The sequence below is a fragment of the Allomuricauda sp. R78024 genome (assembly GCF_044596045.1).
Taxonomy (GTDB): domain Bacteria; phylum Bacteroidota; class Bacteroidia; order Flavobacteriales; family Flavobacteriaceae; genus Flagellimonas.
This window is the reverse complement of sequence record NZ_CP138995.1, coordinates 1273641-1295274: the sequence shown is the minus strand read 5'-3', so window position 1 is coordinate 1295274 and position 21634 is coordinate 1273641. Positions and strand designations below refer to the sequence as shown.

At 37.9% G+C, this 21634-nt stretch carries 11 protein-coding genes; 9 read left to right on the top strand and 2 right to left on the bottom strand.

The features are described from left to right. Positions 1-19: 19 nt before the first annotated feature. Positions 20-4213, bottom strand: coding sequence for a two-component regulator propeller domain-containing protein (locus SJY44_RS05735; protein ID WP_396591626.1), 4194 nt, complete (start codon positions 4211-4213; stop codon positions 20-22). A gap of 345 nt (positions 4214-4558) precedes the next feature. Between SJY44_RS05735 and SJY44_RS05730 the strand changes: the two genes are divergently transcribed. The 8 genes from SJY44_RS05730 (at position 4559) to SJY44_RS05695 (ending at position 17527) form a co-directional block, all read left to right on the top strand. Further along, a complete protein-coding gene (locus SJY44_RS05730) occupies positions 4559-5917 on the top strand; it encodes a Gfo/Idh/MocA family protein (protein WP_396591625.1) in 1359 nt (452 codons plus the stop codon). A 57-nt stretch (positions 5918-5974) separates the two neighbouring features. Then, positions 5975-9268, top strand: coding sequence for a SusC/RagA family TonB-linked outer membrane protein (locus tag SJY44_RS05725; RefSeq protein WP_396591624.1), 3294 nt, complete (start codon positions 5975-5977; stop codon positions 9266-9268). An 11-nt stretch (positions 9269-9279) separates the two neighbouring features. Then, entirely contained in the window at positions 9280-11067 is a 1788-nt protein-coding gene (locus tag SJY44_RS05720; RefSeq protein ID WP_396591623.1) for a RagB/SusD family nutrient uptake outer membrane protein, read from the top strand. Positions 11068-11090: 23 nt separating this feature from the next. After that, positions 11091-12098: a LamG-like jellyroll fold domain-containing protein gene (locus SJY44_RS05715; RefSeq protein WP_396591622.1), complete on the top strand. Its 1008-nt coding sequence runs from the start codon at positions 11091-11093 to the stop codon at positions 12096-12098. A 128-nt stretch (positions 12099-12226) separates the two neighbouring features. Then, positions 12227-13648 (top strand): sulfatase, encoded by a 1422-nt coding sequence (locus SJY44_RS05710; RefSeq protein ID WP_396591621.1) that lies wholly within the window; start codon positions 12227-12229, stop codon positions 13646-13648. 11 nt (positions 13649-13659) lie between these two features. Next, entirely contained in the window at positions 13660-15309 is a 1650-nt protein-coding gene (locus tag SJY44_RS05705; protein ID WP_396591620.1) for a discoidin domain-containing protein, read from the top strand. 24 nt (positions 15310-15333) lie between these two features. After that, positions 15334-16953 (top strand): arylsulfatase, encoded by a 1620-nt coding sequence (locus SJY44_RS05700; protein ID WP_396591619.1) that lies wholly within the window; start codon positions 15334-15336, stop codon positions 16951-16953. A 265-nt stretch (positions 16954-17218) separates the two neighbouring features. Then, positions 17219-17527: a hypothetical protein gene (locus SJY44_RS05695; RefSeq protein WP_396591618.1), complete on the top strand. Its 309-nt coding sequence runs from the start codon at positions 17219-17221 to the stop codon at positions 17525-17527. Between the two features lie 363 nt (positions 17528-17890). On the opposite strand, the gene SJY44_RS05690 is transcribed toward SJY44_RS05695, so the two are convergent. Further along, a complete protein-coding gene (locus tag SJY44_RS05690) occupies positions 17891-19135 on the bottom strand; it encodes a hypothetical protein (protein WP_396591617.1) in 1245 nt (414 codons plus the stop codon). Between the two features lie 114 nt (positions 19136-19249). Here SJY44_RS05690 and SJY44_RS05685 point away from each other — a divergent pair, with 114 nt between their 5' ends. Beyond that, complete coding sequence (locus SJY44_RS05685) at positions 19250-21601, top strand: TonB-dependent receptor (protein ID WP_396591616.1); 2352 nt, start codon at positions 19250-19252, stop codon at positions 21599-21601. The last annotated feature ends 33 nt before the right edge of the window (positions 21602-21634 follow it).

Sequence of the window (21634 nt, the reverse complement as noted above, 5' to 3'; positions counted from 1 at the left end):
TTTGAACAAAAGGTATTGTTTATGATTCCATTGATTGCAACACAACAATATTATATTTTTCTATCAACTTTGCTATTCCAATTTCCTTGCTCTCATTTTTAATGGCCATTGGAGGCTTTCCAAATTCATCTTTAAAACATTTGGTGAAGTATTTGGAGTTCTTATACCCCACCATATATCCGGCTTCCGAAATATTATATCCATTTTCCAAAAAAAGTAAGGCCGCATGTTTCAACCTTAAGGTTTTGTAAAAATCAATTAGCGTTTTGCCAGTAATATCTTGACATTTCCGGTAAATCACCGAATAGCTCATATTCATAATATCTGATAAATCCTCCAACTTAAATTCTGAGCATTCCAGCTGATTATTCAGCTCATTCACCAATCTTTCCATAAACAGATCTTCCTTGGATTTAACCCTCTCCATTTGAGGATTGTTGATTAAATCTACCCTGTGCTTGATAATTGTTTTCTCTCTATTATCAAGAATGTTATCCACCTTTACCAATAGTTCATTAGGGTTAAAGGGCTTTTGAATAAAGGCCAATGCTCCAGTTTGCAAGCCCGCCAATTTGGTTTTAGCGGCATCTTTGGCAGTAAGCAATACGATTGGAATATGTGATGTAGCTTTTGATTTAATAAGGATTTTACTCATGGTTATTCCATCCATTGTAGGCATCATTATATCACTGACAATAAGGTCGGGTATTTTTTTTCTTGCCAATTTTAATCCTTCTTGCCCATTGTCCGCAATGAACACATGATACTTTTCATAAAACAGATCACGTAGAAAAATTTGCATGTCCACATTGTCTTCTACAATCAGTATGGTAGCCTCCCTATCAATCTTGTCTTCATAAGTAATATCCAATTCCTTGAGCAAATCCATTTGTGTGGCTGACAGTGTATATTGTGGGCTTATATCCATACCAATCCCCTTTTCTTCGTTTGAAAAAATATCACCGGTTTTTAACCCTACAGTAAAACAGGTTCCCTCATCTGAAGAGGAAACTTTTATTTTGCCATGGTGAAGATCAACCAACTCTTTGGTAAGCGCCAGCCCAATCCCCAATCCTTTTACGTTCTTTCCTATTTCTGATTGATAGAACATCTCAAAAATATCCTCTCGCTCCTCCAATGGGATACCTGGCCCCGAGTCTATCACACAAATTTTGAGCCTTTTTCTTCCTTCTTTTACCTTTAAAATAATCCTTCCATTGCGGGGAGTAAACTTGAAGGCATTGGATAAGAGATTATAAAAAATATGCTCTAACTTTTCTGCATCATACCAAAGAAATACTTCTTCTTTTGGATAGTCTTGGACGAAATCAATATTTTTAAATCTGGCTTGTTCCGAAAATGAATCTGCTATTTTTCTTAGATCGTATATGATATTTTTCCTTAAAGCGTAAACTCGCAGTTTATCCAACTCCCTATCTCTTACTGTCATCAATCCTTTTGAAATTCTGGAGAGTCTTTGCGCATTGTTTTTAATTAAAGAAAGACGTTGCCTCAATAATTGATTGCCGTTGGAGATTGCCCTTTGTAACATATCATCAATCGGACCGGTAATCAACGTCAACGGGGTCTGAATCTCATGGGACATTTTCGCAAAGAAATTCATTTTTAGGGCATACAGTTCTTTTTCTTTATTAAATTGAAATTCTTCTCTGTGCAATTTATTTCTAAGCCTTACCCAAAAAACAATCCCAAGAAAAAGTAATCCAACAATTAAGGAATATACCAAATACGCAATACCGTTTGACCACCAAGGAGATTTAATAGAAATAGCTATTTGCTTTGTTGGAATATTCCAGACGCCTTTTTTGGTTCCTGCTTTTACTTCAAAAATATATTCGCCCGGCGGAATGTTGGTATAGGTTGCCACGCGCTCCCCTCTTGGAGCGATCCATTCCTTATCAAAACCGTTTAATCTGTAGGCATAATTATATTCTGGATTAAGAACATCCCCAATAGCTGCAAATTGGAATGAAAAGGACGACTGATCATACTTTAAATTCAAGTATTCCACATTTTCAATTCCTTGTTCAACTTGATCAGGCACCAAGTCAATTGCCGGTTTGTTCAAAATATCTATTTGGCTAATGCCTAAATGTGATTGCGGTTTATTTTTTTTCATCAAATGGGGATAGAAGGCACTCACCCCATCATCGCCTCCAAAATATAACATACCATCTTCGCCTTTAAAAGCACTTTTCCTTATAAAATTGTCTCCTTGTAGACCGTTTACTCTGTAATAAGAATCGAGCGAATCCTTTTTTACGTCATAATGATGAAGTCCGTTTCTACTACTCATCCAAAGTTTTCCATTATCATCAAATAACATTGCACTTATCTCCAAGTCCTTTATGCTGTTATGCGTTATGAATGATTTATAGGAATGATCTTGGGTGTTAAAGCGTAAAAGAGACCCTGAAAGGGACCGTATCCAAAGATTATTGTCCGCATCGGCTATCATAAATGAGGGATCATAGTTATTTGTATCCTCTATATGCGTTTTTTGATAGTACTTAATTTTTCTGAATAGGGAGTTCTGAAGATTATCGCTGTTTTCCTCAAACTTGAATAAGCCCCCCCTGTTCATACCTATCCATATGGAACCATCTTGCGCCTCGCAAATACTTTCTGATATGGTTCCAGACAACCCATGTGACCGATAGCTAAAATGAGCCAACACTTGTTTACTTTCGTTAAAAAGAAGGACTCCTTCACTTGTGGATGCCCAAATGCGATTTTTTGAATCTTGATAAAGAAAACGAACATCAGCACTTCCTTTTTCTGAAATCCCGGGCATCTTAACCTTACTAAACACATTTTGCTTAGGATTGTAAACGGAAAGGCCATTTTTATAGGTGGCTATCCATACTTTTTTATTTGAATCCTCTACAATTCGCTGAATATATCTTCCTCCAAAAATTGGGGAATCATTTGTCTTATTGCCATATTGAACGCTTGTTCCATCTGGAAATACTCTATTCAACCCTTTTCCATCTGTTCCAATCCAAAGTGAATTATCAGAGGTTTTAAGTACACTAAGGACTGTAGATGGGACATTTTCATCCGATCCAGTATAGTATTGTATACTGCTACTATAGTTTGGTAAGATATCTATAAAACCTCTTTTGTAAACTACCCAAAGATTTCCGTGTACATCTTCAGAGATATTGGTTATGCTATTGTTTGCAATAGAGAATTTATTGTTGTCGTCATGTTTAAAATGGGAAATACTATTACTGTCCTTATCAATTTTATACAATCCTTCTCCATCTGTTCCTGCCCAAATATTCCCTTGAGCGTCGCAATAAAGGGAATAAAACTGAGGAGAGTTCTCTGGGGATGTCTCCCCCGAACCTGAAATAGGAAACGCTTTCAAATTTTGGGAATCAGGTTCGTACCTATAGAGTCCATAAAGTTCAGAAACAATCCATATTCTGCTTTTCTTATCAGAAACCAAACGCACCATATGGGGGGTTTTGTCATCAAAGGGCATTTTTACTTCTTGAAGCTGTTTAATAGTGACCTTGTAACCATAGACCTTACCATCAGCTGTACCAATCCATATTTGATTGGAATCTGTGGCGGCAATAGTGGTTATTGTTTGGGGTCTATTTTCAATATAGGGCAGGGTGGCTATTCGTGACAATTTTGAATCGCAATAGGCATATTCGTAAAGAGCTCCCTCTGTTGAACCAAACCAAACCTTATTATCAAAAGGGATTATGGTATTGATTCTTACCGGTTTCCCTTCAATGGATAAACTGTCTCTAAAATGAACATATCTGCCATTCTTTCCAAACTGGGTAAGTTCACCATTATAGGTGGCCAGCCAAAAGTTGCTCTTTTTATCCTTTTTAAAGAATACCCTTCTTTTATTCGCAAATTCGTATCCAAAAATTTTAGAATAGGATGTAAAGGTAAAATCATATCCATTATACTTATAAATACCATCAAAGGAAGTAATAAGGATGTTACCTAAACTGTCATTTTCTATTGATGAAGAGGCCTGAAATACCCTTTCAAAGTGAATAAAATTATTGAGTTCCTGACTTTGCGCTAATTGAAGAAAAAATAGACTCAAAAAGCAACATAAGCCTCGGTTGAAACCAAACCCTTCCTTAAACTTTGTTACAAAGCATTTAAAAAAACCTCCAGTGTCTGTAATTAATCCGATTGCCATTCTTTCATCTCCCATTTCGACAGCTATTTTAGATGCTATCAATCAATACATTTCCATAATCAATCGATAAACCTTACCCAAATTACATTTTTTTTCTTTAAACATGAGCATTTTAAAATCAAAAAAGTACAATTAATGTGTACGATAACATTTTAAAATGTTATCGTACACATTAATTTATGAAACTTTGACATCCTTATCTTCCAAAATGAACCATTTTGAAAGGGAAAAAGGACTGAAAGCAGAAAAAATAGGTGGTCTTAGACTAAAATGTATACCCTTTACCTGGACAGTTATACCAATATTTGAAGAGGAACAAATTAGTAACAATATTAATTAAAGATACCTCTAGATATCAATATGAATTCAAGAAGAAATTTTGTCAAAAAATCTGCATTGGCCAGTACCGGATTGGCCCTTGCTCCTAGTATTTCCTTTGGTATTACAAAAGGATCCAACGCAGCCAAATTAAATATTGGAGTTATTGGAGTTGGCTTGCGAGGAACAAATCATTTAAACAACCTACTGCTTAGAGATGATGTAAATGTAGTCGCCATTTGTGATGTAGATGATGCAAGGATACAATTAGGTTTGGATATTATCTCCAAAAAGGGTGCGGCCAAACCAAAAGTATTTGGGAAAAATGAATATGACTACAAAAACTTACTTGAACTGGACGAGTTGGATGCAGTAATAATAGCCACTCCATGGTTGTGGCATACCCGAATGGCAAAAGATTCAATGCTCGCCGGAAAGTATACAGGTTTGGAAGTTTCGGCCGCTAATACCCTTGAAGAGTGCTGGGACTTGGTTAATACCCATGAACAAACCGGAACACATTTAATGATTTTGGAAAATGTCAATTACAGAAGAGATGTATTGGCTGTGCTCAACATGGTAAAACAAAATGTCTTCGGAGAAATGGTACACTATAGATGTGGCTACCAACATGATCTTAGAGGAGTACTCTTTAATGACGGAAAAACTGCCTATGGCAAAGGTGCGGAATTTGGTGAAAAGGGAATCTCAGAATCCAAGTGGCGTACACAACATTCACTATTACGAAATGGAGACTTTTACCCCACTCATGGAATAGGACCCATAGCTCCAATGGCCGATATAAATCGTGGAAATCGATTTTTAACGATAACCTCACATGCTACCAATGCAGTTGGCTTTAAAAACTATATTACTGAACTAGGCGGAAAAGACCATCCCAATGCGGCATTAAAATGGAAGCAAGGTGATGTAGTAACAAATACCATTGAAACCTCAAATGGAGAAACAATCATCATAACCAATGACTGTAATCTACCTAGACCATATTCCCTAGGATTCCGTGTACAAGGCGCCAAAGGCTTATGGGAAGTAGATGGAAACCGTATTTACGTTGAAGGGAAATCAAAACCACATCGCTGGGATGAAGCCAATCAATGGTTGGAAAAATATGATCACCCCCTATGGAAAAAATACGGAACCTACGCCAAAGGAGCGGGTCATGGCGGAATGGATTTCTTTGTAATCAATGCCTTTGTACAATCAGCTAAGCAAAATATTGCGCCTCCTATGGATGCCTACGACGCCGCAGCTTGGAGTGCTATTACTCCACTTTCTGAACTTTCCATTGCCAATAATGGTGAACCACAGGATTTTCCAGACTTCACTCGTGGAAATTGGATAAAAAGAAAACCCTACAATTGGATTAAGGATTCTTATTAAAATTTAAACGCAAGCAAACTAGATAACCTAAGATTACTAACTAAAATCAAATGATTAATGCAAAAACTGAAAACTAAATTCGTATTTCTAACGACTCTTGTTTTTTGTGGCATGCTATCCGCCCAAAATATCAAGGTGACAGGAAATGTAACAGATGTTGAAACCGGAATGCCTATTCCAGGTGTTAGTGTCATAGAACAGAATACGACAAACGGCGTTGCCTCAGATTTTGATGGAAATTATGAAATAAATGTACCATCAGATGCGTCATTGATTATAAGTTCAATTGGTTTTATTTCTCAAACCATACTTGTAAATGGACAAACCACAATAAATGTTTCTCTATCTCCCGATGTATCTCAATTGGACGAGGTAGTTGTAGTTGGTTTTGGCACGCAAAAGAGGGAAAACGTTACAGGGGCTACCTCTTATGTTCAACTTGATGAAATTATTAATGATCGTCCTATAGTAGATGCCACACAAGCCTTACAAGGTGTCGCTGCTGGATTACAGGTTGTACAAAATTCAGGACAACCCGGTAACAATACCACTTCAATAAACATTAGGGGTTTTACCTCAATCAATGGAGGATCTCCTTTGATTCTCATCAATAATGTCCCAGGTGATATTGAAGACCTTAACCCAAGGGATATTGAGTCCATATCGGTGCTTAAAGATGCCGCGGCCTCATCCATTTATGGTGCAAGGGCAGCTTTTGGGGTGGTACTCATTACCACAAAAGCTGCCAATCGTAATAAAAAAGTGAGTTTTAGTTATGATGTGACCACAAGTATTTCACGGGCTGTAGATCTTCCTGAAAAAGCTGCCACCAGACAATTTGTGGAGGCCCTCGATGATTTTGGCGTGAATGCCTATTTTGCAGGCCAGAATGTGGATCGTTGGAAAGAACTATTGGATTTGTACGATGCCAATTCCAATGAACTTAATTTGGTCACAGACCCAATCAGTAACAGAACCTATCCTATACACGATGATGGCGGACAACTATATCCCCTGGCAGATTCAGATATCATAGAAGATTTTATCAATAATTTTGGGTACTCCACCATCCATAATTTTTCAGTATCGGGTGGTGGTGAGAAGATTGGTTACCGCTTAAGTACCGGTTACGCTTTTGAAGATGGTGTTATGGTCACGAGTAAAGATTCGTTCAAAAAATACAATATTAATGCCCAAATAGATGCCGATATTACTCCATCCCTTACATCTTCCTCCAACGTTTTGTTCCGTTCCAGTATCCAGTCCATACCAGATGCTAGATACAACAATGCGATTCAACAACGTATGTACGATCCCACAGGTTTTTTTGACGATGGAACTGTGACCCTACCTTTTGACAGTCCTGGCAATAGGGTGCGTTTTACTGTTCCTGATAAAAGAGATGATGACAATTTACGTTTGTTCCAACGTTTGGAATGGAAAGCCTTTAAGAATTTTTCAATTACGGGAGAATATACCTATGAAAAGAACTTTATAAATAGAGTTGAGGTCAATAATGGCCAAAGATTTCATAGCACCTTTAGGTTCAACCCAACCGTTCCCGAAGAAGATGCGCTGCGTAATTCAAGTCTTCAAAAAGCACAAACCAACAGGATTTACAATGGTTTGAACATTTACGGAAAATACGATTTGACCTTGGGCGACCATAATTTCAATTTTCTTGTGGGCTTTAATAAAGAAGATGAAAAGCGAGATGTTTTTACAGCATTCAGAAATGACCTTATCGACCCAGAAACTCCAACCTTCAATTTAGCACAAGGAGAGAATTTCCGAATTTCCGATTCCTTTTATGAATGGGCTGTTGTGGGATATTTTAGTCGATTGAATTACAATCTTCTAGATCGTTATTTTTTAGAGGCCAACCTTCGTTATGACGGCTCTTCCCGATTTGCTTCGGGCAGTAGATATGCCCTGTTACCTTCATTCTCTGTAGGTTGGGACATTAGCGAGGAACCTTTTATGAAAAATGCGGACTTTGTAACCCTATTAAAGCCAAGGGCTTCCTGGGGTAAAATAGGAAACCAAGAGTATAGAAGGCCAGACAATAACCAACAAGAATATTACCCTTCCATCCCAGGATATGAAAGCTTTTTGGCGGAATGGATAGACCTCAGCGCGGACCAACGTTTTATAAGTTTTAACCCGGCACAGTTGGTTAGTGATACTTTTACGTGGGAAGAGGTGGTTACCAAAAACTTGGGGTTGGATGCTAATTTTTTCAACAATCGATTGAATACTTCTTTTGATATTTATGTACGTGAGACCAATGGTATGCTCAAGGCTGCCCTTCCGTTACCAGCAATTTTAGGAACAGAAGCGCCTTTACAGAACGACGCCGATCTAGAAACCACTGGATGGGAATTACAAGTAGGCTGGCAAGATAAAATTGGTGACTTTACCTATGGTATAAACGTCAATGTTTTTGATAGCCAATCTAAAATAACTCGTTTTGAAGCATCCGAAAAATTAATTGGTCAATTTTATGAAGGTCATGAAGTAGGTGAGATTTGGGGCTATGTTACCGATGGTTACTATACCGCTGATGATTTTGTGTCCGGAACTTTGGACGCCGATTTATCTGGCCCAAACAGACAGTTGCTCGATGGCGTTCCTTTTCCGGAAAATACTCCTGTTCCGTACCCTGGCGATGTAAAGTACAAAGATCTTAATGGTGATGGTATAATCACCAATGGAAACGGTACGACAGCTCCGCAGTTTGATGACAACGGAAACATGATTGCGGATACTGGTCCTGGTGATCGCAAACGCATTGGTAATAACACAAGAAGGTATCAATTTGGAATCAATGGCAATATGGCCTATAAAGGCTTCGATTTATCCTTTGTTTTAAATGGTGTGGGTAAAAGAGATCGTTGGAGGGGTTTTACAACCGTGGATGGGGAAGATAGGCAACAAGATCTGGATTTGATTTTCCCTTATATTTCGGTTTTTGATCATATTTATGCCCACCAATTGGATTATTGGACCCCAGATAATCAGGATGCTTTCTATCCAAGAATTTATGGGGATGCAAGTACGGGCAACAATGATAGCAATTATGGAACAAGCCGATTTGTGCAGACCAAATACCTAAGCGATGAGAGTTATATTCGAATTCAAAACATCACTTTCGGGTACTCATTTGATTCTAATGTTCTTGATCGTTTAAATGTCAACAAACTAAGGGTTTTTGTGGCAGCCAACAACCCTTTTACCTTTGATAGATTGCAAAGGGGTCTAGATCCAGATCAATCGTTGACAGGCGCTGGTGTACGAACCAGATATCCCATATTGGCACAGTATTCCGTAGGTCTTAATGTATCATTCTAAAAAAAATTGAAATGAAAAATTTAATAAATCGTTTTTGTTTAGGGAGCTTAATGCTGCTTTTGACCATAAGTTGTGATAGTGAATTGGATCTTGTCCCGCAAGATGAGCTATCGGAAGCGACTATTTTTAGTACGTACAACAATGTACGAACCTATGCGTGGAGTTTCTATGAATTCTTTGACACCTTTCCCAGAAACCTCGTCTGGGCGGCCACGCGGGATTTGGATGGTGACTTAATGCAAAATGGTGGTAGCAGTATCTCTAGACCTTATATTGCGCAGAATATTGATATTCCTGCAAATAGTTTTGAAACCATTTACGGAGATTCCTATGAAAATATTCGCCGGGTAAACATCATGTTGGGCAACATTGATGGATCTGAAATGGAAGAAAGGGATATTGCTCATTGGAGAGGAGTAGGATTGTTCTTTAGGGCCCATGAATTTTTTGAACTTTTAAGAACCTATGGCGGAGTAACTTGGCTGGAAAACGAGATTACCGACTCGGATACAGATATTTTGTATGCTCCTAGAGATTCCAGAGATCTTGTGGCAAACAATATTTTAAGGGATCTACAAGAAGCGATTAACATCATTAAGGAAGATGGTGATGGCCCAAATACTGTAAATCCGGATGTAGCCAGAGCCCTATTGGCACGTTTTGCTCTTTTTGAAGGAACATGGCGTAAGTACCACAGTCTGGGAGATTCTGATAAATTCTTAACAATAGCTGCAGAAGTTTCTGAAACCCTTATGGGCAAATATCCAGTTTTGCATTCAAGTTATGATCAGGTCTTCAACAGTATCGATCTTGCAGAAATTCCAGGTATCATATTATACAAGCATTATGTCATTGATCAATTGACCCATACAATATCCACCAATACTAGGTCTACCAATAATAAATATGATATTACAAGAAAAGGAATTGATAAGTTTTTGACAAAAAATGGGTTGCCTGTTACCAACCCGACCAATACTCAATTTCAAGGAGACCGGGACTTTTATGCAGAGTTCAGAGATCGGGATGACCGTTTACTTCTTATGAGTCCGCCGCCGTATAGGGTAAATGGAGATGGAACCCAGAACTGGACTCCCACAGGTAATGCCGCCGATGAGGAATATTTTCCAATTCTTGCGACTATAACGGGTGGCTTTCCTTTCAAAGAATTACCAGACAGAAACTGGTCCAAAAGAGTTACCGGCGAAGTTCCCAATTTTGACAGGTTAGTTCCTACACAAACTGGAAATGGGTATCGTTTTTGGAAGATTTGGAACGATCATAACGATGGTAACTCTGGACAAGACCTAAACGATAACCCTACTTTTAGAATGGGCGAAATATTACTGATACAGGCCGAGGCTATGTTTGAAATGGGTCAATTTAATCAGGGCATAGCGGATGCCACCATAAACAGATTAAGGGAACGTGGCGGAGTGGCTCCTATGGTTGTTTCTGAAATTGTAGCCGATTTTGACCCAACCAGAGATCCTGATGTTGATCCTGTTTTATTTGAGATAAGACGCGAACGAGCTGTTGAAATGATGGGGGAAGGCGTCCGAAGGGACGATTTACGAAGATGGAAAAAAATGGATTACGCCACGGAAGTAAAATTGGGAAGGTGGATACGACAATCGGATTACACCCAAACGATACCAATTCAGGACAATGCAGCAGAAGGTTATGTACAATTGATTCCCATTGCACCCCCAGCTTTCCCCGATTATTACTACTTATTTCCACTACCGGCGGACCAATTGGTCCTAAACCCAAATCTTGAACAAAACCCTGGGTGGTAAACCAAACTAAAAATCGACAAAACATGAAAAGTAATAATATAGTTTTAATAGTAAGAAGTTTTGGTCTTCTGACAATATTTCTATTGACTTTAGGCTCATGTGCGCGTAATGATGATGGCTATCCGGAAGAATCCAATGTTGATTCTGCGCTGTTACCCCAAGCATCATTCTCAGCATCTGCCACATCAGTTGAAGCAGGAAGTACGGTAACATTCACCAATACTTCAATTAATTCTCCAAGTCTTTATACTTGGGTTTTACCAGGTGCAACGCCAAGTTATACAAATGAAGCAAGTCCGACCGTACTCTATGAATCATCAGGTGTATATGATGTTACGTTAAGGGTACGAAATTCCATTGGCGGTGGAGAAGTCTTTATGGAAGGACATATTGAAATCACCGCCCCTCCTATAATAGATATCGATATCAAAGCCCAGATAAGGTACACTTTTGAAGATAACCTTAATAGCGATTTGGATAAAGGCTTGCAAGATATTACAGCTACATCTGCTGGAGCTGAGACATATGACATACGACCGGGAGGTGGTGGTTCATATGTTTTTACAGGCTCAAATGCCCTTACCGTACCAGGATATACAGGAATTAATGGAGCAGGTAGTAGATCTGTTGCTTTGTGGGTAAAAACAACTCATGGGTCTACTTCAGCACTAGTACATTGGGGAAATACAGGAACATTCAGTCGTTCTTCTTTTAAATATCAAAGCAGTGGAGTAATTAGGTTCGAATACCAAGGAGGTGGTCATAACGGCAATACAACAGTTAATGATGGTGAGTGGCACCACGTGGCATATACCTATGATGGAGACACCATAAAGTTATACGTTGATGGTGTTGAAGATTTTACCATATCTGGAATTACAGTACTCAACACTGGTAACACCGGAGAGACTGACATTAATATTGGATCTCAATTGGGAGGTTCAATATTTCAGGGCGCAATAGACGATGTTCGAATTTTTGATACTGTATTAACATCTGATGAAGTTAGAATCTTAAGTGAGATTAAGTAAAAATAGTTTAGTTTGAGTTAGTTCTTTTGTAAAGATGCCCGAAAACGTTCCCCTAACAGGTTGGTTGTTCGGGCATTCTTTCTTTTAAGGGATTTAACCCACCATGTGATACCATTAGGCATAATTTCATGAGAATTAAGATTGTAATATTTGTAAGTATCTTTTTTGGTTTGGTGGGATGTCAAACAAGTCAGCCGTCAAATACCTCTGCCCAAACCAAACCCAATATCATAATAATAAATATAGATGATATGGGGTGGGGAGAACCTTCATATATGGATGGTAATTTTTATGAAACTCCCACAATAGATGCCCTATCTAAGCAAGGAACTATATTTACCAATGCCTACGCGGCGGCGGCTAATTGTGCACCGAGCAGGGCAAGTTTAATGACCGGAAAATGGACCCAACGACATGGTATTTTTACGGTTGGAAGTTCCGAAAGAGGAAAATCCAAGGATCGAAAATTAATTCCAACAGTTAATAAGACGAATATATCCGAAAAGTTTTTATTGATTCCTGAATTGCTTAAAAAAAATGGCTACCATACCATTCATGCCGGGAAATGGCACTTGTCCGACAACCCCTTGCAAAATGGATTCGACACGAATATAGGTGGAAGTCATGCCGGACACCCATCAAGTTACTACGCTCCTTATAAAAATCTAGATATCAAAGCTCCGAAGGGTGAACGCTTAACCGGGGTCATTATGGATAGACTTATTGACTCTATTGAAAACAAGGATAAACCATTCTTTGTTAATTATGCTCCCTATGCCGTGCATACCCCTATTCAACCCATAGATTCCTTATTGGAAAAATATCAGACCAAAGAGAAAATTGAAGGAAGAAGCAATCCCAAATATGCGACCATGATTGAGGATGTGGATACCAATATCGGAAAATTAATTTCATTCTTAAAACAAACAGATCGTTTTAAGAACACAATTATCATATTTACCTCGGACAACGGAGGGTTGTTCTTTGTTAGTAACCAACACCCCCTAAGATCAGGTAAAGGGAGTTACTATGAAGGAGGTATTAGAGTACCCTTTTTCATTATTTGGGAAAGCAAAATAGATAAGGGTAAAGTAGATAAGACCCCTATTTCCCATCTAGATATCTACCCCACCTTGTTGGAGATTGCTGATATTGATTCACCTGGCAATTTAAGATTGGATGGAAAGAGCTTATATCCTATCCTATTAAAAAATGAAGTTTTGGAAACACGACCCCTATTCTGGCACTTTCCTGTTTATTTACAGGCCATCACAAAGGAAAATGAGAATCGTGATCCAAAGTTTAGAACACGTCCAGGATCGGTGGTCCAATATGGTAAATGGAAACTGCACCATTATTTTGAAGACAACGCCTTGGAACTTTACAATTTAGAAGATGACCTGGGAGAAAGAAACAATTTAGCCAAAGCCTTGCCGGAAAAAGCTGAGGAATTATTAGAGTTATTGGAAATATGGAGAGCCGACACCAACGCGCCGATACCACATGAAATCAATGACGCATATCAAGAACCAATCATAAAAAGGTCATGAATATAAATTCGATGAAATCAATATATCATTTGTTGTTTTCTTTGGCATTTTTCTTTGGCTCTTGCTCATCAGATAGTGTTGAAACCAACACTCCGCCAACTAGTAGTGAAAAACCAAAAGAATCCAAAGAACCCGAAACTTCAGAGGAGGACATTTGGAATGTTAGCCCAAATAATCAATACGCTTTAAATGTGGTCTTCTTTAATCCTACAGATTATACAGTAAATGAGGGATTATTGAATGAAGTCGGAAATATGATGGTCTATGTGCAACAGTGGTTTGAACTTCAAATGGAGCTCAACGGATATGGCAAAAAAACCTTTGGTTTGGTTACAAATCAACAAGGCAAGGCAAGAATTCATTTAGTACAAGGCAGGCTTGCATCCACATCTTACCAAGGACATAACGAAATCCTTAACGAAATTGACCAGTATTTTGCTGCCAACCCAAACACCAAACAAGGAACCCATACATTTGTTCTAGGTTTTAGGGATAGTGGCGTTCCTTTTTACGGAATCAATAAAATAGCTTTTGCCAATACAGATGATTTTAAACTAGTCCCGACTGGAAAATCCATTGGTGATTTTCAACTTATGAACTGTGACCGATTGGGCGGTATCATGCATGAACTAGGGCATGGTCTCAATCTGCCACATTGCGCACATAAGGGTTCAGATTTGCCGAAAGTTTCTTTAATGTCATTTGGAAATCACACTTATCAAAATGATGGTTCTGAACGTGTTTTTCTAACCGCATCGAGTTCGGCTATCCTAAATGTATGTGAAGCTTTTAATACAAAAGACAATATTCCATATTATGCCACTGATGTTAGTGCCGAATTTTTGGGATATACGGTAGAGAAAGATGAAACTAACAACTCCTTGATGGTACAAGGTACTGTTACATCTCCTGCGGTATTAAATCATATCTATGTTGGACATGACGGTTTTCCTGCAGGCGGGGGTGATAATTACGATGACATAACCTTTACGACAGTACTTGAACCCACTGGAAACATAAATGAATACAATTTCAGTCTGCGGATTCCGTACAGCGACCTTTTTAATGAATATAAGGATGAGACGAAAAATGATATACAGCTCACATTCAACGCTATTGCAAAAAATGGCAACAGGCAAAAAATAGGAGGTTATGCCTATACCATAGATTTAACAACAAAAATCCCCAATGATGACGTTATTGCCGCATATACCCCATTTGTGTTACGTGATAGAAGTAACTGGACTATATTAGCCAATACAACAAGTCCAAATCCCGACCGTGTTGCCACTACTATGCTAGATAGTGATTTATCATCTTACTGGCATTCAAACTATCCTTATAATATAGCAGATAGTGGACCTCATGAGATTACCATCGACATGGCAAACTCAATGACTTTTAGCGGAGTTTACCTGTTTTCAGACAGAGCGGGGACCAATTATAGACCAAAGAATGTAGTCATTCAAACAAGCAATGATGGTATAAGTTTCACAACGGTTAAAGAAATGTCTCTATCCAATGGTTTGACAGAAGCTAAAATCAACTTAGACAACAGTGTTAGTTCACAATATTTAAGAATTTTGATAAGTCAGGTATACATTCCCTCCGGAACAGAGGAAAATCTTATCTTAAACGAAATCGATATCATTTCGGAATAATAATATTTCTTTAAAAAAATGAACATGAAATTCCATTCTTTCTCAACAGATTCGATCTATTTCAAATCTATCAATACAATCATGCTCTTGTTGCCAGCTCTCTTTTTTGGCCTTATGATGAGTTCGTGTAAAGACAATACAGAAGCAGAGGTCAAAACGGAAAAACCAAATATCATTTACATCCTTGCCGACGATTTGGGATATGGTGAATTGGGCACTTATGGTCAAGAAAAGATTGAAACTCCACACATTGATGCTCTGGCCAAGAACGGGATGCTATTTACACAACATTATACCGGAGCTCCTGTTTGCGCTCCCGCAAGATACATGCTAATGACAGGTAAACATTCTGGACATGCCTACATAAGAGGCAATGATGAATGGAATGAAAGAGGAAATGTTTGGAATTACAAAGCTGTCGTTCTAGACTCTACTTTAGAGGGTCAAAGACCAATTCCTTCATCTACGGTATTGTTTCCAAAATTGTTAAAAGAAAATGGATATACAACGGGAATGGTAGGGAAATGGGGACTAGGAGCGCCTCATACCGATGCAATTCCAACCAAGATGGGTTTTGATTTTTTCTATGGATACAATTGCCAAAGACAAGCACATACCTATTACCCTGTACATCTATATAAGAATGAAAACAGAGTCCACCTTAACAACGATACCATTCCACCAAGTAAAAAGTTAGCTGAAGGCGCAGACCCTAATGACCCATCAAATTACAAAGATTACAACCTAAACGATTATACCCCTGATTTAATGTTTGATGAAATGTTGGGTTTCATCTCTGAAAACAAAGAAAATCCTTTCTTTTTCTATTGGGCAACGCCTATACCCCACAATCCAATCCAAGCTCCCCAAAAATGGGTGGATTATTATAAAGAAAAGTTCGGGAAAGAGGAACCATATTTAGGAGAAATAGGTTATTATCCACATCAAAATCCAAGAGCAGGATATGCCGCCATGATTTCTTATTTAGATGAAAATGTAGGGAAGCTTGTTGAACACCTTAAAAAAAATGGGCTCTATGAAAATACCATTATCATGTTCACTTCGGATAATGGAGTAACCTATTCTGGCGGTACGGATGGTGAATTTTTTGACAGTTCAGGTATTTTTGGCGAAGAATATGGAAGAGGTAAAGGTTTTGTGTACGAAGGTGGAATTCGTGTTCCAATGATTGCTTCATGGCCAAATCACATTAAGCCTGGCAGCACAACCAATCATATTTCTGCTCAATATGACTTAATGGCAACCTTATTGGACCTTAACAATATTGAAAATCCTGATAAAACCGATGGTATTAGTTTTTTACCCACCTTGTTGGGGCAAGAAAATCAATCTGAACATGATTTTTTGTTTTGGGAGTATCCTGAATACGGAGGACAAGTTGCTATAAGAATAGGGGATTGGAAAGTAATCAGGCAAAATCTCAAGAATCCAAAAAAAGAACCAACTTTAGAACTATACGATCTTAGCATAGATCCTGAAGAATTGAACAATATTGCCCACCAACATCCAGAAATCATTGAAAAAGCAGCCAACATTTTTAAGGATGAACATGTCGACGCGGAGATAGAACGATTTAGGATTCCTTTGATTGAAGATGGATTGCTTTCTGATGTTCAAGATTAACTGTAATACTTCAAAATTCAGGACGAAGGACGAATTTATCGTTGATTAAGTATCTGTTTTCCATTGGAGATATTAACAAGTTTGGACGCAGAATAGTTCTGAGTTTTGGAATCTTTCCTGTTCGGGCAACAATAACCAATAATCCCATAAAAATCAATTCTTAGCGATTAAGAATCAAAAATCTGAGACTATAGTATAAATTAAATAGTGTTACAAACAGATTACTCGCAATACAAAGCCAATAATCAATGAAAAAACCATGGGTATGGAAAATGGTCCTTTAAAGATAAATGAATATGTTAGACATTATAAGAGTATTTCCTTTATAGTCCATTATTCATGCTCCAACGAGGGTTCAAAAAAACTGTTCTTTGCAGCCCAACCTACTGAAACCTGTTATGGATTGGCCTATGATTATGATTTCTTACATGGTCAAATCGACGAACAAATGCACCTACAAATTGGTATAAAACAATTTCAGATAACCATGACCGAGGATTTTCACCAAAGATTGGGTATTCTTTATAAGAATATTAGAAATGAATATGTAGAGTTTAACAATAAACGCTTTTAAAAAGTTGATTTCTTTCGAATCATTTCTCAAAGTAGAAAATCCCAAGATTATAAATGCTTTCCGCTAATGCATTACTTTGAAGCGTTTTGCTGGTTTTTCAAAAGTTTAATAAAACGAATTTTTTCAGGACTTCAACAGCTTTCTTCATTCGTTCTTTCAATTGGCGGTTTTATGGTCATGGTGGTTTTTGCTCATTCTTATTTGAACACTGGAGGAATGGAAGAGTTTAGATGATGACCAAAACGGATCTGTTTGACATATAAAAGAGTTACTTAATTCACGATATATTAATAGTATTTAATCGGTAAACTCAAGTAAAATTATTGGTGTCAAAATTCGTCAGATATACTTAAGTCAATGCCATCATTTAATTACATTAAACTTTGAAATATAGACAATGCCAGAAACAATATTATTGTTTATATCCACGCCATTAAACTGTCCTTCTACACCCCTATTTTTATTAATGAAATCTATGGCATTGATGTAAACGGATGTTTTTTGAAGATGGAACATTCCGGAAACCGAAAAATCCAAGTTAAGTATCTGCCCTTTGTTTAGTGCAAGAACTCTGTCATCTTCTATAATTACGGAATCATTCAAACTCACAATATTATAATGGTGTTTTTCAATTTTAAGATTTATACTATAACTTTTTCCTTCTATTTTGAAATCAAAAACATAATCTCCCGCCGACTTAGTTAAGACTTGGGCATATGGGCTTTTCTTGGAAAATCTAAGAGGGTTTTTTCTAATGTTGCTTTCCACAACTAGCCTAACTTTATTTAACTCTTGGCAAATAATGGGGTCAAACAACTTATCATTTACTTCCTCCTCAATCTCTGCTTTGGTATCGAATTTTTTTAAAATCATTTTTCCCGCTATCGCCCTGTCGTATTTGTCAAATCCTGAATATGTTCCGATTAGATAATGTCTTTCATTGGGAGATGACTTACCAATGAAAAAAATGAACTTTGCTCCTTCACTCTTCTTGTTTCCTACAAAATATTTTGTGTCAAAATGGGCAAAATCCTCACTTTGATTAATGGTTCCGTAAAAGATGTACACGCCCCTAGATCCATTTTCATCAACATATACATATATCATTTCCACCGTTTTCCAATCATTGTAAATAATTACCTGACCTTTATTCATCTTGTTGTCTTCGCCAAAATAGTAGCACACATAATAGTGGTCAATCAAACTACCCCTTTTATTGAGTAGATCAAATTGTTTATCCCGCTGCTTTGGTGAGAACAAATCACTTTTAATAAACTCGATGACATCTCTGTATCCCAAATAATTAAAAAATAGAGACCTATATTCTCTACTAATCTTAATAACTGGTTTACCCGAAGATGATTCCCTAAGCTTGTTGTACAAGTACTTTCCGTTTACATACCCTCGAAGAACTAATTCCAAATCGTTCTTTAGATTGGCCTTTTCCGTATCATAGTTTCCAAAACCATACAGCTGGGAATCTTTGTATTTCCCTTCTATTTTATGAGATTCTTTAAAATGTGTTATCACTTTATTTAGGAGCACGGTAAATACCTGCTTCGTTAGGAGTAATGTTTCGCTATCATGCCTTTCCAAAATATTTTCCATTATTTTCCAGTTTAATTAAATGGAATTACTAAAATATAATTTATAATTCGGAAAAAAAACTTAGGAAAATTGACATGTCTATATTTAGCCAACTAATTTATAATCAGATAACCCATGCTACGATCAGTTTTATTGCTTATACTACTTTTACCATTTTGTTCTTTCTCCCAGAACATTGAGGTTAGCGGTAATGTTCAGTCTGCGGAAGGCCCTCTTTTTGGGGTTTCGGTAATTGAGCAAGGGACAACAAATGGCACCACTACAGATTTTAAAGGAAATTATGCCATAAGAGCCAATTCCAAAGCTACACTTGTGTTTTCCTATCTTGGATTTAAAACCCAAGAAATTACAGTAAACGGCAATTCTTTAAATGTAACCTTGGAGGAAGATGCTTCCCAACTTGAAGAAGTTGTTGTAAAAGGATTTGATAACGTAGTTGGTAGAGCAAGAAGACGTGCCGAGTCCGTGCAATCTATTCCGGAGTCTGTTGTTACATTCACCGCACAGGCAATAGAAACAAAAGGTGTAAATAATATACAAACCTTTGCCGATCAGATTCCAAACGTAAATTTTACGACTTCACAGAACATTGGAAACAATTTCATTACCGTTCGGGGAATTTCACATATCCGTAATGGTGAGTCTCCCATTGCTTTTGTAATTGATGGGGTTACGCTACCTGATGCTAATTTGATCAACCAAGAATTGTTTGATTTGGCACTGATTGAAATTGTCAAAGGACCTCAAGGTGCACTTTATGGTAGAAATGCCATTGCTGGGGCAATCAATATTGTTACCAATGAACCCACCAATACATCACGAAATAAAATTCAATTTGGGTATGCTAACGGAAACCTTTTACAGGCGCAACTATCATCAACCGGGCCATTGATAAAAGATAAACTTTTCTATAGGGTCTCAGGTTCTTATAAAAAGGGCGATGGTTTATTGAACAACGTTACATTAAACACCGAACCTGATTTTGTTGAGGATTTGTCCATTAGGGGACAGTTAAAAGCCGTTTTATCTTCCAATACCACGGCTACACTTACAGGTCAGTTTATTGATGCTGAAGCTGGTGCAGTGTATTATGCATCTCCAACTACGGGTAACCCCACCATTGATCCAGATGATTTTGACAATCTTGCCATTCAAGGAGATCAATTCGGGCGTTCTACCCTTGACGCCATCTACGGAAACCTGAAGTTCGATTTTAATCTTGGCAGTGTTAGACTTACTTCCTCTTCTTCCTATAACAAGGGAGAGCGTAACCACATAGGGGATTTAGATTTCACCGCCGCCGACGTTTTACGACAAATTCAAGATAGTAACACAGAAACCATTAATCAGGAATTTCGATTGAGTTCCACGGCAACTGATAGCAAATTCAATTGGGATCTAGGTGCTTTTTATCAAAAATTGGATAAACAACTAATTACCGATGCCACTGCTGATTTTGGTTTTTTCGCAGCGCCCTTTCAACCCACAGGAACGCAATCCAGATTAGCCATTGGGAACTTTACAAATACCTATAACACCATTGCGGCGTTCGGATTTTTGGATTTCCAAGTTACCAATCGGTTGACTTTATCGGCAGGGCTTCGATTTGACCGAGATAATATTCAACAAGACAATGTCACTGAAAACACCAATCCCGAAAAAACGGATACACAACTGCAACCCAAGCTCTCAGTAGCACTAAAGGCAACTGAGGATATGTTACTATATGCCAACTATGGGCGGGGATACAGAACCGGAGGTTTTAACCAAGGTAATACGGTTCGATATAATTCAGATTTTGAAGCAGAAACCACTGACAACTATGAAATCGGAATGAAGAACACCTTGTGGAATGGTCGTTTCATACTGAATCTCTCTGGATACTACATTGATTTCAGTAACCAACAGCTGTACGCCCTTGTACTTGATGGTGGGAACGGAAATATTCTCATCGGTAATTTCAATGTTCCGGAAAGTGAGTCAGTAGGGTTTGAAGCAGAACTAAAGCTGAGAGCAACAAACTGGCTGGATATCCTCGGTAGTTACGGCGTAAGTAAGGCCAGAATAACTGAAGGTACATCAACCGTGAGCACCGGTGCCAATGAAACCATAAATGTCTCTGGAAACAATACTCCCCTAGTACCACAAGACAGCTATAGTTTTGGTTTGGAATCCAACTTTGACATTTCAAAGAATGTTTCATTTAATGGGAATGTAAACTTGGAAGGAACAGGAGAAATTTATTGGCACGAAGACAATGTCGCAGTGTCTTCAGGATACAATCTTTTGAACGCCAGATTGGGTCTTACTTTTGATAATTTTTCAATAAATCTTTGGGGGACCAACCTAACCGATACGGAATACATTACCGAATTTTTTGCGCAAACATTCTCTAATGGTGGTTCTGACCTAGCGTGGCTTGGTCAACCTGCCACCTATGGTGCTAGTATAGCCTACAAGTTCTAACTCCTGTGGGCAAATTTAATATTTGAGTTAGTT